The sequence below is a fragment of the Sorangium sp. So ce117 genome (assembly GCF_051524395.1).
Taxonomy (GTDB): Bacteria; Myxococcota_A; Polyangia; order Polyangiales; family Polyangiaceae; genus Sorangium; species Sorangium cellulosum_B.
Genome location: NZ_CP150309.1, coordinates 8558238 through 8572366, shown reverse-complemented (window position 1 = coordinate 8572366; position 14129 = coordinate 8558238). Strand labels below are relative to the sequence as shown.

General features: G+C 72.4%; 12 protein-coding genes. 7 read left to right on the top strand and 5 right to left on the bottom strand.

The genetic code is table 11. The features are described 5' to 3' along the window. Positions 1–1091 precede the first annotated feature (1091 nt). The 3 genes from WMF46_RS31985 (at position 1092) to WMF46_RS31975 (ending at position 3088) form a co-directional block, all read left to right on the top strand. Positions 1092–2015, top strand: a complete 924-nt coding sequence (locus WMF46_RS31985) for an undecaprenyl-diphosphate phosphatase (RefSeq protein WP_437980668.1) — start codon at positions 1092–1094, stop codon at positions 2013–2015. A 368-nt stretch (positions 2016–2383) separates the two neighbouring features. Beyond that, the gene (locus tag WMF46_RS31980) at positions 2384–2794 is read left to right on the top strand and encodes an RNA recognition motif domain-containing protein (RefSeq protein ID WP_437980667.1); all 411 of its coding nucleotides are present in this window, start codon (positions 2384–2386) and stop codon (positions 2792–2794) included. A gap of 108 nt (positions 2795–2902) precedes the next feature. After that, on the top strand, positions 2903–3088 hold the full coding sequence (locus WMF46_RS31975) for a hypothetical protein (RefSeq protein ID WP_437980666.1): 186 nt from the start codon (positions 2903–2905) through the stop codon (positions 3086–3088). A 74-nt stretch (positions 3089–3162) separates the two neighbouring features. On the opposite strand, the gene WMF46_RS31970 is transcribed toward WMF46_RS31975, so the two are convergent. Beyond that, positions 3163–3564, bottom strand: a complete 402-nt coding sequence (locus WMF46_RS31970) for a hypothetical protein (protein WP_437543124.1) — start codon at positions 3562–3564, stop codon at positions 3163–3165. 337 nt (positions 3565–3901) lie between these two features. Between WMF46_RS31970 and WMF46_RS31965 the strand changes: the two genes are divergently transcribed. From WMF46_RS31965 to WMF46_RS31950, 4 genes are all read left to right on the top strand, one after another. Then, positions 3902–4975 (top strand): DUF72 domain-containing protein, encoded by a 1074-nt coding sequence (locus WMF46_RS31965; protein ID WP_437980665.1) that lies wholly within the window; start codon positions 3902–3904, stop codon positions 4973–4975. A 177-nt stretch (positions 4976–5152) separates the two neighbouring features. Continuing rightward, positions 5153–8335 (top strand): hypothetical protein, encoded by a 3183-nt coding sequence (locus WMF46_RS31960; RefSeq protein WP_437980664.1) that lies wholly within the window; start codon positions 5153–5155, stop codon positions 8333–8335. 69 nt (positions 8336–8404) lie between these two features. Next, complete coding sequence (locus WMF46_RS31955) at positions 8405–9508, top strand: deoxyhypusine synthase family protein (RefSeq protein ID WP_437980663.1); 1104 nt, start codon at positions 8405–8407, stop codon at positions 9506–9508. Positions 9509–9533: 25 nt separating this feature from the next. Continuing rightward, complete coding sequence (locus WMF46_RS31950) at positions 9534–10109, top strand: hypothetical protein (RefSeq protein ID WP_437980662.1); 576 nt, start codon at positions 9534–9536, stop codon at positions 10107–10109. A 26-nt stretch (positions 10110–10135) separates the two neighbouring features. On the opposite strand, the gene WMF46_RS31945 is transcribed toward WMF46_RS31950, so the two are convergent. The 4 genes from WMF46_RS31945 to WMF46_RS31930 are packed head-to-tail and all read right to left on the bottom strand — an operon-like array spanning position 10136 to position 14122. Continuing rightward, positions 10136–11296, bottom strand: a complete 1161-nt coding sequence (locus WMF46_RS31945) for a homogentisate 1,2-dioxygenase (RefSeq protein ID WP_437979725.1) — start codon at positions 11294–11296, stop codon at positions 10136–10138. Continuing rightward, the gene (locus WMF46_RS31940; RefSeq protein WP_437980661.1) at positions 11296–12444 is read right to left on the bottom strand and encodes a 4-hydroxyphenylpyruvate dioxygenase family protein; all 1149 of its coding nucleotides are present in this window, start codon (positions 12442–12444) and stop codon (positions 11296–11298) included. Before WMF46_RS31940 ends, WMF46_RS31945 begins: the two co-directional genes overlap by 1 nt. A 38-nt stretch (positions 12445–12482) precedes the next feature. Next, positions 12483–13148, bottom strand: a complete 666-nt coding sequence (gene maiA, locus WMF46_RS31935; RefSeq protein WP_437980660.1) for a maleylacetoacetate isomerase — start codon at positions 13146–13148, stop codon at positions 12483–12485. Further along, entirely contained in the window at positions 13145–14122 is a 978-nt protein-coding gene (locus tag WMF46_RS31930; protein ID WP_437980659.1) for a fumarylacetoacetate hydrolase family protein, read from the bottom strand. The genes maiA and WMF46_RS31930 overlap by 4 nt, the downstream gene beginning before the upstream one ends. Positions 14123–14129 lie beyond the last annotated feature (7 nt).

The window sequence follows — 14129 nt, the reverse complement described above, 5'->3', positions numbered from 1 at the left end:
GATCGATGACACAGTGCTGCCTCCCTGCGACGATCGCGGGCCCGCATCTCCTGCCGCTGTGCCGCGGAAGTGCGCGAGCGCGCTTGCGTGGTGTCGATGGCCTGCACGGCGGCACCCCCCGGCGCCGACGGCCTCTTCCATCGAGGTGTACACGACGATGTTTCTTCGAGTCAACCGCGCAACATGCTCTCTCGACAGGCCAGCACGAAGATCTCGAGTTCCGTTCGACCTGCTTGGATGGTGTCGTGCAGGCACTTGGGACGTCGAGGTGCAACGCGAACGGCCCAGTTCAGTGCGGCTGCGGGCGCGCGCCTCGGGTCACGGTCGCGATGCACGGCGGAAACAACTGCAACTTGTTCGAACCTTCACATGGCTATTGTGTGAGGTTCGGTACTTGCGATGCCCTTCTTCTCTTCTGCGCACGGCCGGCACTTACGAGCTGATCGGGGCTTCCCTGTTCCTGTCGGGACTTCCCCTGTCCCAGCTGCGCTGTTCGTGTGGATCTGGCGTTTTCGTGCTTTGCAGCTTGCGTCGGTCCGTGCGAGCGACCGCGTCGAGCCGCCGGGCGAACTGCGGCAGCGACGGGCAGGTGCCTCCAACGCTACTGTTGCGTCCGCCGAGCGCTGGCTCGTGAGACGGCTCCTGCGCGAGGAGGGCGAGGGCTGCGGCGATTACCGCTGTGCTGGGGCCCTCTCGCTCCTTGGCCCAGGGCAGCACCGACTACGACCCTTTCTCCCGCGCCCTCCACGCGCGGCCGCGAACACCGCGGCGGCGCGCGGCTCCGGGACGCGCGGGTCTTCGCGCCTTGCGCGGCCATCGCCGGCGAGATCGTCTCCGCGCGGGCGACGCGCCTCGCGGTCGAGCGTGCCCCCGCAGGCGGTCGAGCGTGCCCCCCGCGGACAGCGCCCTGGCGCCGAGCGCCCGCGTGGCTGGCGGCGCGGCGTTCGGAGGGCCCAGCCTCCACGGGATCTCGCGCCGACGGCCGTCGCGCTCCGTCGCGTCGCCGCGCCCGCGCCGCGATCCCGCCACGCAGCCCGATCCCGTGCGCGCTCTCGCGCACCTCTGGCCCGCGTGAGGGTAGACTCGGCGCAATGTTCTGGTTCGATGCCGTCCTGCTCGGGGTCCTCGAGGGGCTGACCGAGTTCCTTCCCGTCTCGTCCACCGGTCATCTCATCCTGCTCGGCGCGTGGCTAGGTCACCAGAGCGAGGCGGCGAAGACGCTCGATATCGTGATCCAGCTCGGCGCGGTGCTCGCCGTCGTCGTCTATTTCCGCGAGCGCCTCTCGACCACCGTGCGCGGCATGGTCCGGCGGGATCCGGACAGCCTCCGCCTCGCGCTCGCCCTCGCGTTCGCGTTTCTCCCCGCCGCCGTGCTCGGCCTGCTCTTCCACAAGGCCATCAAGGCGCACCTGTTCGGCCCGGGGCCCGTCGCGGCCGCGCTCATCGTCGGCGGCTTCCTCATGATCGGCGTCGAGTTGGTCCGCCGCCGCCGGCCGGAGCAGGGCGCTCCGCGCGTCGAGGACGTCACGCTCCAGCGCGCGCTCGCGATCGGCTTCGCGCAGTGCTTCTCGCTCTGGCCCGGCGCGTCGCGCTCGATGACCACCATCGTCGGCGGGCAGCTCTCCGGCCTTAGCACCGCCGCGGCCGCCGAGTTCTCGTTCCTCCTCGCCATCCCCACGCTCGGCGCCGCGACCGTCTTCGATCTCGTCAAGAACGGCCGCGCCTTGCTCGACGCCCCCGGCGGGATCGTGGCGCTCGTGGTCGGGCTCGCCGTCTCGTTCGCCGTCGCCCTGCTCGTGATCGCGGTCTTCCTGCGCTACCTGAAGCGTTACGGCCTCGCGCCGTTCGGCTGGTACCGCGTCGCGCTCGGCGCCCTCGTCCTCTGGCTCTGGATCGCGAGCCGCTCCGCCCCCGCCGAGGCCGGCGCCGCTTCGGCCTCACCCGCGCCGCGGGGGGACGTCGCGGCCGCAGTATACGGCCTCGCCCGTACCGGCGATCACCCGAGCCCCCCGTGAGCGTACAGCCAGCTGGCGCGGCGAGGCGAGCAGGAGGCCGCCTGGAGCTGGCGCGAACTGGCGCGCCGGCGCGAGGCGCGCGGTGGCGACGCGCGGTGGTCTCGACCACGGACGGTCCGCTTGCGAACGACGGCGCATCGGGCTAGGATGCTTCTTCTCACGAACGTCCCTGGCCCTCGATACGACGCTTTCCTGTTTCCCTCTCGTGAGGGAGCCTGCAGCTCGCTCGGACGACTGGACGACGCACCGTGTGACCGCGCGGGAGTTCCGCGCGGCACGTCTCCGTTCGATCCGTACGGCTTCGTCGGATGGCAGGCCGAGAGCGCCGCAGTGGCGCACCAGAAAGCCGTAAAAAAAAGCAGGATGGCATGGGAAATCGTCTCTACGTAGGAAACCTTTCGTTCAGCACCACCCGCGAGACCCTCGAGTCCGCGTTCGCCGCAGCCGGCGAGGTCCGTGAGATCGCGATGCCGACCGACCGCGAGACCGGGCAGCCGCGCGGCTTCGCGTTCGTGACCATGGGCTCGGCCCAGGCCGCGAACAGCGCGATCTCGCAGCTGAACGGCGCGGTCCTCGATGGCCGCGCGCTCAAGGTGAACGAAGCGCAGGAGCGCCCGGCGCGCGGCTTCGGTGGCGGCGGTGGTGGTGGCGGCTTCGGCGGCGGCGGCGGCGGTGGGGGCTTCGGCGGCGGCGGTGGGGGCTTCGGCGGCGGCGGTGGTGGTGGCCGTGGCGGTCGCGGTGGCTCCGGCGGCCGCGGCGGCCGCGGCGACCGGTACTGATCGCGGGCGTGGCGCGGCGCCGCTCGTGCGCCGCGCCTGCGCCTTCAGGACGCACCGCGAGGTGCTGATGAACGCGCCGCCCGGAGGCGCGGAAAGGCCTGGCTCCCTATGCAGCAGAAACAGGCAGCAATGAAGCGGCAAAAAGAACGCGCCCGGCAGGAAAAGCAGCGCGAGAAAGACGCGAACCGACTCGCGCGCCGCAAGGAAAAGGGCCCCGATGACGGCGGGGCACCGGGGGAGGATCCGGACATCGCAGGGATCGTCCCGGGGCCACAGCCTCCCATCACCGAGTGAGCGCGAGCCGAGGCGCGGACAGCGCCCCGGCCGCCGCTCGCGGCGTACGCCGTCCCGGGCGATAGGCGCCCGCCCTACGCCTCGGGGCCACGGTACGTGGCCGTGGCGACGTAGCGGAGGACCCGGGAGCAGCACTCGGCACCACAGCTCCCTCGACAGGCGCATTCCCCCTCGAACCGCGCCGTGCGCGAAGCGAGGCCGCTCAGGATCTCCTGCGTCACGTCGTAGCCACCGTTGTCACAGGAAGAGTACGAGCACGGCATTTCGAACAGCGCATGCGCATGCTCGACAACGACGCGACGGATGTACTGCGTGTCATTCGTGGACGAATTGGGCCGGCTCTCTCGAATTTCCAGGTTCAGGCTCGTGAGCTGCGGCACCTTTTGAAGGAGCTTGCCGGCCGCATGCTCCCGCTTCTCGCGGAGCAGCATGCGCTCCTCCCGCTCGATATTCCGGCGACGATTCGCTGAGTACATCGATCACCTCTGTCTTGCCGGGCAGGAATATATCAATCCCCCTGGCCCCTATTCAGTATAGCGCAGGCGACCGGTCGGTGCATGCACAATCTGGGCTCTCCACGCTGTCGGCGCTCTGCATTCGCGGCTTCAACCACGGAGAAAGAGCGTGACGGAAGACCGCCTGGATCAGGATCTGGCAATCCGGGAGCTCGTCGAGCGAGCGGGAGCGTACGCGCACGACCAGCGTATGCGCACGACTGGAGAGAGGACCTTCGTGAGATGCAATGAGCACCTGCCGCCGTATCTCCGGGCGCGCGGTTCCATCGCCGGAAAGAGGCCTTAGGTTGCTCCCGATATGCACGAAGAAGCCCTGCGCGACCCGCCGCGGTCGCCTTCAGAGGAGGCTCCACTCCAGCAGGAGCAGCGGCTCGCGCGCGCCGCGGCGCTCGCGGCGTGCGCGCCTGTGCCCGCCCGCATCGGCAATGCCCTCGCCGGGACCGCCGGGTGGACGGACCCGACCCTGGTGAAGAGCCATCGATTCTACCCGAAGGGCGTGTCGAGCCCGGCACAACGGCTGAAGTTCTACGCCTCCCAGTTCCCCCTGGTCGAGGTCAACTCGAGCTATTACGCCCTCCCGGGTCCAGGGATGGTGGCGCAGTGGGTCGAGCGGACTCCGCCGGATTTCGTGTTCAACATGAAGGCGTTCGCGCCGCTCACCCAGCACCCCGTGGAGCCCGCCCGCCTCCCCCCGGACGTCCAGGGCGCGCTGCCAGCCTCGCTCTTCGACCGGCGGCGCCTCTACCCGGCAGACCTGCCGGCCGAGGTCAGAGACGCGCTCTGGGAGCGCTTCCGGCTGGCGCTCGATCCGCTGCGCCAGGCGGGCAAGCTGGGGTATGTGCTCTTCCAGTTCCCTCCGTGGTTCACGGCGACGCGCGGCAACGTGCGTGTGATCGAGGATTGCCGGCGGCGCATGGATGGGCTCCCGTTCGCCGTCGAGCTCCGGCACGGGTCATGGGGCATGCCCGGACGCATCGAGCGCGTCGCGGACCTCCTCCGAGATCTCGGCGCATTCTATGTCATCGTCGATGAGCCGCAGGGCAAGGACAACAGCATGCCTCCCACCGCCCTCGTCGCCGATCCTCGCCTCGCCGTGGTGCGCTTCCACGGTCGGCGCGAGGAGACCTGGGACGCGCCCGTCGGCGTGAACGAGAAGTTCAGGTACGTCTACGATCCCGTGGAGCTCGCTCCCTGGGCGGAGACCGTCGCGCGGCTCTCCCAGGAGGCAGAGCAGGTGCACGCGATCTTCAACAACTGCGTGTCCGACCATGCCGTGGTCGGCGCCAGGGGGCTCATGGCCCTCCTCGCCCGCAGGGCAGCCGCGCTGGCAGACGAGAGCGCCCCGGTCCCGGCAGGCTCGGCCGTCCACTGAGCCTCGCTGTCGCGGTCGCTGCGTCCCTGTCGCGGGCGCTGCCTCCGTGTGCCGCTGCGGCCTCCGTGTACCGCCATGGACACCGCACCTCTGGCGGGCGCACGCCGGCCGCACGGCGCTGCCTGCGGCCCGTCACGGCGCCGCGTCGGCCAGCGAATCACGGTAGTCTCAGCCCTGATGATGCAGTCCAGAGCGGCGGGCGCCCCCCGCCTCGCAGCGCCACCGCGCAGGTCGCGGCGCGCGGCCGCGCTCCTCGCTGCGCTCGCGCTCGCCCGCTGCGGCGGCGCGCCGCCCCGACCCGCGCCGCAAGAGCGCGGCGCGCCCGCGGCGGCGCGCCCCCCGGCGCCCGCCCCCGTGCCCGCCCGCTGGGTCGACGCGAGCGGGGCGACCGCGATCGGGCCCCGGGTCGCCGGCGGCACGCTCGCGCTCGTCGGCGGCCAGCGCGTCCTCGTCGGGGCCGACGGCGCGGCACGGCCGGAGACCGCGGCGTGCCCCGAGCCCCTGATCGAGCTCGTGCTGGTTCCGTCCGCGACCGGCCCGCGGCTCGTCGGGCGCGGCGTCCACGGTGTCTACCGGTTCGATGACCCGCTCGGCGCGCCCGCGGTCCTCGCCCGGTCCGAGGCGGACCTCCAGCGCATCGGCGGCGGGCCCGCCGTCGTCGCCGTCTGGGACGCCATCGCCGACTCCCCGATCTTCCTCGACATCGAGACGGGACAGCCGCGCACGCTGCCGGGCTTGCCCGCCCTTCCGCTGCGCGCCCTCGCGTTCCGCGACGCGCGGCACGGCGCCGGGCTCTTCGAGGCGGCAGGGCTCGCGGTCACGGCCGACGGCGGCGCGTCGTGGCGCCCCGTCGCGCCGGCGCCGGGCGGCGACGGAGAGGGCGCCGACCCTGCCGCGCTGCTCCGCGTCGCCGACGTCCGTCTGCGCGACGGCGAGCTGATCGCCGTGACGCAGGGCAGGGCCTCGTCGTCCGGGCAGCGCGAGGCGCGGATCCTGGTCGCCGAGGCGCGGCTCGGGCCCGCGCCCGCGCCCGCCAACGACGCGCCCGAGCCCGGCCCAGGCGCGCCCCTGCTCCGCTGGATCCGCGCGACGGGGCGCCACCCGCTCGAGGCGGCGATCTCGAGCGGCGCGGTGTGGACGTCCGCCGCGATCACGGCGAGCCACGGCGTCCTCGCCCGCGTGGATCTCACCACCGGCGCGCTCCACGAGGTCGCCCCCTTCGGACGCGGCGACTGGCTGAACGTCTGCGGCGTCGGCCGCGCGGGGCGAGCGGCGTGGGTGGCCTGCGCGCTCGGCGAGGGCGGGACGGACGGCCGCCACGATCCGTTCGGCGTGCTCCAGGTCAAGCCCGACCGCCCTCTCGGCAGCGAGCCCCCCGTCCTCGTGCGGAGCGGCGAGGCCGAGCTCCGCGTGTCCCCGAGCGGCGGCGCCCTGCTGCTCGCGCCGTGCGACGCGGAGGACGAGGGCAGCGTGTGCGTGCGGCAGCCGAGCGGCCGGTGGAGCACGGTCCGCCCGGGCACGGACGTCCGCTGGCGCGGCGCCGGCGCCCTCGCCGACGGCCGGATCGCGATCCTGCGCGGGCTCTGGGACAGCGACGTCGCGCCCCACGACGAGCCCGCGCCGCGCGGCGACGGCCGCGAGGGCGCCTCGCCCGGCGCCCATGTCGCGGTGATCGACGCCGGCGGCAGGGAGGCTCCGCTGCTCCCGCTCGGCTGGCTGCGGGGCGACGACGTCAACGTGATCAGCCCGATCGAGGAGGGGCAGGACGGCGCCCTGTCGTTCGTGGTGGCCGACGAGGCCGGAGAGCTGATCGCCGTCGTCCTTTCCCCCGGCGGCGAGGCCTCGCGGGCTCGCCTCGCCGGGGCCGCGCACGCCGTGGTCCACGCCGGCCGCGGGATCGCCGTCGGGGAAGGGAAGGTGCTCGCGTCGGATGACGCCGGCCGCACGTGGTCGCCCATCGAGGTCCCACCCCAGGCCGCGGCGGAGATCGCCCAGAGTGGCGACCTGCTCGCCGAGCCCGGGATGCTGGCCGTGAACGAGGCCGGCCTGAGGATCTCGACCCACCTCCGCGTCGGCTGGGGGCCGCCGCTGCCCGCGCAGGGAGCGCCGTCCGGCGGTCCCGCGCTCGGGGCCGCGCCGCTCCTGCCGCTCCGCCCGCCGCCGGCTCCTGCGCTGCCGGAGCGCGCGCTCGCCTGCACGACACAGCCGGGGCCGCCGCTCTCGCCGGCGGGCGTGCCGCCGCCGCGCAGCGCCCAGGAGGCGCTCGCGCTGCTCGCCCGCGACGTGAAGCCCGGACCGGACGGCCTGCGGCGCGTCTCGTCGGTGAGCGACAGGCGCTGGGGCCAGCTCTCCACCGTCGCCGCGCTCGAGGTGCGCTCGCCCGACGGCGCCGCTGCCAGAGGCACCGGCGCCGATCTCCAGGCGCGCGGCGCCTCCGCTGCGCCGCGGGCGACGTGGACGCTGCGCTGGCTCGACCCGACCGAGCTCCAGGCCAGGGTCCGCTCGTGGACGGGCCCGGCGCCCGAGGGCGTCGGCCGGGACGCGATCCTCGCCCGGTTCGCGGCGTCCGGCGGCCGGATCCTGTTCGGCGTGCGCGTCTCGGGCCGCGACGTGCTGATCCAGGTGAGGCCGGGCCGTGGCGCCGAGGTCGCCGAGGTGCCGCTGGAGCTGATGCCCGAGGCGGAGGTCGCCTTCAGCGAGGCGCCGGATGGCCCCGTCGCGTGGCTCCGCGGGGCGTCGCTCGTCGCGTGGTCCTCCGGCGAGGCCCCGCGGCCGATCGCCTCGCTCGCGAACCTCGGCGAGCCCGCGCTGGGGCAGCCGACGAGCGCCGGCGTGCCGCTCTTGCTCAGCTTCCACGGCCTGACGCTCGGCCGGACGGTGCCGATGCCGCCTGCCGCGACGACGGCGCAAGGTGCGACAGCGAAGGCCCCGCCGCTCTTGCCGCTCGACGGCTGGGAGATCGTCCCGAATGTCCGCACCGAGCTCACCCGCATGCCGGCGTGCGCCGCGCGCCCGCCCGGCGCGCGCTTCCTGCTCGATCGGGCGAGCGCGTTCGCGACGATCGATGGCCGCCGCGCGCCCGCGAGCACGGCTGTCTATGACGTCCGTGTGTCAGGTCGTGACGTTTGCGTGGCGAAGATCGCCGCGCTGATGGATCTGGAGCGGCGGACCGACGGCCAGCCCAGCGCTGGCCCGCTCGCGTTCGTTCGCGCCGATCTCGCGGCCCAGCGCGCCGAAGGCGGCGATCGCGGGATCGGCCAAGGCGCCGGCAAATTCGGCGGAACGGAGGGCACGGCAGCGGGCAGACCAGCGGCGAGATCCGCGCGCCGCCTCGCGTGCTCGCTGCCCGTCCGGCCCTGAGTTTGCCCCTCTCGCGGGGAGCTTCGCGCTCGACGGCCCACCCTCCGCGCGGGTATATGTTCGCGCCCTATGTCCTCTCCGAAGCACCCTCGTTCCTCGCACCGCCAGCTCGGCGACGGCGTCGAAGATCAGCTCGTCCCGCTCGCCGCGCTCGACCCGCTGAAGATTGACTCGTTCGACGATCTGCTCCGCGCGATGAGCAGGACCGCGTTCAGCGGCCGCGCGCTCGGCGAGGCGTGCGACGTGCTCGAGGCGATGGTGCGCGACGAGGACTGCCTCGTCGTGGCGACGTTCTCCGGCGCGATGACGGTCGCCAAGATGGGCGTCGTCATCGTCAGGATGATCGAGGCCGGCATGATCGACTGCATCATCAGCACGGGGGCGCTCATGGCGCACGGGCTGAGCGAGGCGGTCGGCCTGACCCATTACAAGGCGAACCCGGGCATCTCCGACGAGACGTACTTCGAGAAGGGGTACAACCGCGTCTACGACACGCTCGAGATGGAGAAGAACCTCAACGCGATCGAGGTCTTCGTCCGGAAGGAGCTCGACAAGCTGGACCCCGGCTCTCCCTGGTCGAGCGAGATCATCTGCCGCCAGCTCGGCAAGGCGCTGGCGGAGATGGGCGACTCGCCGGGCGTGCTCCGGAGCGCGTACCTCCGCGACGTGCCCGTCTATGTGCCGGCCTTCACCGACAGCGAGATGGGCCTCGACGTGGCGACGTGGATGCTGCGCAAGGTGAAGGCGCAGCACGGCGACAAGCCGGGCTTCGACGTGTGGCGCGAGGCCGTGCCGCCGCCGTACAATCCGTTCCTCGATCTGCTGAGCTACGCCCGCCTGGTCCGCAAGAAGAAGCGCCTCGGAATCTTCACCATCGGCGGCGGCGTGCCGCGCAACTGGGCCCAGCAGGTCGCGCCGTTCTACGACATCGTCGGCGATCGCCTGGACATCGAGGTCGATCACCCGCGGTTCCAGTACGGCGTCCGCATCTGCCCCGAGCCCGTCCACTGGGGCGGCCTGTCCGGCTGCACGTACTCCGAGGGCGTGAGCTGGGGGAAGTTCACCCCGCCGCAGGAGGGCGGGCGCTTCGCCGAGGTGTACGCGGACGCCACGGTCGCGTGGCCGCTCCTTGTGCGCGCGCTGCTCGAGCGGCTCGGCAAGATGCCGAAATGAAATAAAGTAGGGCGAGGAGGTCACCGTGCTCGCCCCCAAGCGTCGCTCGCCGCGCACCCACTGGGTGCTCCTCTCCCTGGCCGCCGCCGGCGGCGCGCTCGTGTCCGCTGGCTGCCCCTCGCCCGAGGAGCGCGCCTGCGATCTCATCTGCGACTGCTCCGGCTGCAGCGAGGCGAGGTACCTCGAGTGCGTCGGCAAGGCGGAGACCGCGCGGGCGGCCGCGATGAAGGCGAGCTGCACCGGCTCCTTCGACGACTACGTGACGTGCGTCGAGGAGGAGCTCGAATGCAAGGACGAGAATTACGTGTTCGACAGCTGCGACGGCCAGCGAGATAGCCTCCGTGGCTGCGGCATCTCCATCTTCCGCACCGTCTGCGAGGACGCCAACGACGTCTTCATGGGGTGCGGGCTGGGATTCCCGTTCTCGACCAACCCCGACGACTGCGTCGGGTCGATCGTGTGCAACGCCCGCTGCATCCTCGGCATGTCCTGCAATGGGCTGAACGGGATCGATTTCGAGGAGTCGCAGCGCTTCAACGAGTGCACGACCGCCTGCTTCAACACTCCCCAGGGCTCTGAGCCCCCTCGCGGAGGGCCCTGAGGGAAGCCTCCCGTCGCCCGATCCCGCTAGGGGCCCGCGATGAAGCTGTCCTGGTAGCCCGGGTCCTCCACCGCGAGCGCGGCGGCGGTGGCCGAGAGCGGGCGGATCGTGTCGAGCATGACCGCGAGCTCGCTCGTCTCGCGGGCCCCGAGGCTCGCCTCGTACGCGCCTGGGTGCGGCCCGTGCGGGACGCCGGCCGGATGGTGCGAGATGCTGCCGGGGCCGACGCCGCGGCGCGAGGTGAAGTTGCCGCGGCAGTAGAACAGGAACTCGTCGCAATCGACCGACGCGTGGGGGTACGGGCAGGGGATCGCCTCCGGGTGGAAGTCGGTCGGACGCGGCACGAAGCTGCAGACGAGGGCGCCGCGCGCGGCGAACGTCCCGTGCCAGTCCGGAGGCAGGTGCACGAGCCCGACGCGCGCCTGGAAGCGCTGGATCGGGAACGCGAACGGGTACACCGCCCCGTCCCAGCCGACGACGTCGAGCGGCGAGCGCTCGAGGGTGAAGCCGTGGAAGGCGCCGCCGCGCTTCACGACGAGCGCGCGGATGCCCTCGTCGAGGGGGCCGACGAACGTGGGCCGCCGGAAATCACGGTGCGAGTACGGCGCGTCCATGCGCAGCTGGCCGACCTCGTTGCGCCACTTGCGCGGGAGGTGGATGTCCGCGCCCTCGATCCAGAGCCACCGCTGGGGCGCGGCGTCCGGGAGGAAGCGGTAGAAGAGCCCCTTCGGGATGACGACGTAGTCGTCCTGCTCGAAGCGGAGATCGCCGAGCATCGTGCGCAGCACGCCGCCCCCGTGGAAGACGAAGAACAGCTCGTCGGCGTCCGCGTTCGCGAAGTACACCGGATCGGCCGCGTCCGGCTGGGCGAGCCCGATCACCACGTCGTCGTTGAAGAGCAGCGGCACGCGGCAGTCGACGGCGGGCCCGCCCCGCCGCGGCAGATCCTGCGACCGGTAGTGCCGCTTCGCCAGCGGGCGCGCCGGCGCGGCGACCGGCAGCGCGAAGCCGTGCGCGGCCTCCGCGAGCCGGTGCTCGTGCGGCCGGCGCTCGTGGTAGGCGATCGTGTAGGGGCCGTCGAAGCCCGCCCGCGTCAGGCACTCCTCGTAGCGGAGCTCCCCCGCCTCGCTCCGCAGGGCGATGTGGTGCTTGGGCGGGACGATCCCGGCGACGACGCGATCGAGCATCAGCCGTGCCCCGCCTTCTGCTGCCGCTCGATGCTCTCGAACAGCGCCCGGAAATTGCCGGCGCCGAAGCCGCGGTCCCCCTTGCGCTGGATGAGCTCGAAGAAGAACGGCCCGGCGTCCGGATCGCGGTGCGTGCCCGACGACTCCTTAAGGAAGATCTGGAGGAGGTACGACCTCGCGCCGTCGCCGTCGACGAGCACCTCGAGCTCGCGCAGCGCCGCCACGTCCTCGTCGATCTGCCCGATGCCGAGCCGCTGCAGGCGCTCGGGCAGCATGTCGTAATAGGCGGCCGGGGTCGGCATGAACTCCACGCCCCGGCCGCGCATCGCGCGCACGGCGGCGAGGATGTCCTCCACGGCGAGCGCCACGTGCTGCACGCCGTCGCCGCGGTGCTCCTCGTTGAAGACGTTGATCTGCGAGCTCTTGAAGTGCGGCCGGTAAGGCTCGTTGTTCGCGAACTTCACGCCCGAGGCCGGGTCCCACATCACGGCCGAGCGCAGTCCCGAGCCGTGATCGGCGTCCTTCGTGACGTCGTTCGTGTGGAACGCGATCTGCCAGAACGGCTCGAGCCCCAGCACGTGCTCCATCCAGAGCAGGGCGGGCGCCATCGTCTGGAAGTTCGAGGTGACGTGATCGAACCGGGTGATCCCGAAGCGGTTCGCGCCGCCGCGCGGCGCGTCGTAGGCCACGCAGCCGGGGAACAGCGCCCGGTAGCCGCGCCGCTCCACGAAGCGGAAGGTGGTGTCGCCGAACGGCGTCGTGATCGAGAACGAGGCGAACGCGCCGCCCTCGTCCGTCGCCCGGTGGATCTCGTCGATCGGCGTGCCCCCGCGGCCGTCGAGCAGGCGGAAGGCGCGGTCGATGTCCTCCACCTCGAAGATGACCGTGCCCACCCCGTCGGGGTGCTTGCGCAGGTAGCGCCACGCCCGCCCGCCCTCGCCGATCGGCTGCGAGCAGACGACGACGCACTCGCCGGCCTGGAAGACGACCGAGCGCTGCGCCGCCGCCGCCGTGAGCTCCGGCGAGCTCGCGGCGATCTCCTGGAAATCGAGCTTCTCCGTGTAGAACCTGCGGCTCCGCTCCAGTTCGCGCACGTAGTAGTGCAGCGCCTCCACCCGCTTGATGCCGATCGACTCCACCTTGGTCATCCGGGTCCTCCGTCGCGAGGGGGTAACGCAGGGGCGAGCTAGGCGACCGCGTCGACCTGGCGGTCGGCGTGGGCGGCCTGGAACGCGGGCAGCTCCATGCACGCGGCCTCGATGCGCGTGAGGGTCGAGAGCGGCGCGAGGTCGACCTCGTAGCGCCGCGCGTTGTAGAGCTGGGGCACGAGGAACACGTCCGCCACGGTGACCTCGTCGCCGACGCAGAACCGCCCGGAGAGCTCGCTCGCCGCCGCCTGGAACGCGGCGAGGCCCGAGGCGATGAAGCGCCGGCCGAAGGCCTTCTCGTCGCCGCCGAGCTCGTCCCTCACGTACTTCAGCGTGGCGGTGTTCTGCATCGGCTGCGTGCCGGAGTTGATCGTCTCCACGAGCTGCCGCGCCCTGGCGCGCAGGTACGGATCCGCGGGCAGGAGCGGCGGCGCGGGGAAGAGGTCCTCGAGCAGCTCGATGATGGCCACCGACTGGGACACACGCCGGACGGCGCCGCCCTGCTCGAACTCGAGCAGGGGCACCTGCGCCATCGGGTTCTTGGCCCGGTACTCGTCGCGGAGCTGCTCGCCGCCGTCCCGGACGAGGTTCACCGGCCGGTACGCGTGCTCGATGCCCTTGTGGGCCAGCGCGATGCGCACGCGCCAGCTGCACGAGCTGCGCCAGTAGCCGTAGAGCGCGAGCCCCTTCACGGCGGCGCTCATCTGGCCACCACCCGCTGCGCGATGCGCCCGAACAGGCTCTCTCCCGCGCGATTCAGCATCTCGATCATGATCGTGTCTCCTGGCTTCATGAACGGCGTCCTGGCCGCCCCGTCCGAGAGGATCTCGAGCATGCGCCGCTCGGCGAGGCAAGACACGCCGCGCGCCGGGTCCTCGTTGGAGACGGTGCCGCTGCCGAGGAGCGTCCCCGCCGTGAAGCTGCGCGTCCTGGCGATGTGCTCGATGAGCTCGAAGAACGAGAAGTGCATCTCCGCGCCGGCCTCGGGATCACCGATGAGCGCGCCGTTGTAGGTCGAGCGGAGCCGCAGGTGGACGCGCCCGTCGCGGAGCGCGTCGCCGAGCTCGTCGGGCGTGATCGCGAACGGCGAGAACGCGGTGGCGGGCTTGGAGCAGAAGAACCCGAACCCCTTCGCGAGCTCGGCGGGCACGAGGTTGCGCAGCGTCACGTCGTTGGCCAGCAGGAAGAGGCGGATGTGCCGGTGGGCCTCTTCGCGGCGCGTGCCCTGCGGGGTGTCGCCGAGGACAGCGCAGACCTCGGCCTCGAAATCGAGGCCCCAGGCCTCGTCGTGCAGGACGATGTCGTCGGTCGGGCCGAGGAGGACGCCGGAGCCGCCCTGGTACACAAGCGGATCGGTCGTCAGCGTCTCGGGAGGCTCGGCGCCGCGCGCCTTGCGCACGAGCACGATGTGGTGGATGTACGCCGAGCCGTCGATCCACTCGTAGGCGCGCGGAAGCGGCGCAGCGAGCTCTTCCGCGACCAGCGGCGTCACGGCCGCCTCGCCGAGCTCGACGTCGGCTGCGATGCGCCGGAGCGCGGGCTCGGCGCGCTCCCAGTCGTCGAGCGCGGCCTGGAGCGTGGGCAAGGCCTCGCCTGCAGGCGCGTAGGCGCGGCCGTCGCGGCGGACGACGACGAGCGTGCCGTCGCGGCCGGGGCCGCGGAGAGAGGCGAGCTTCATGCGGGTG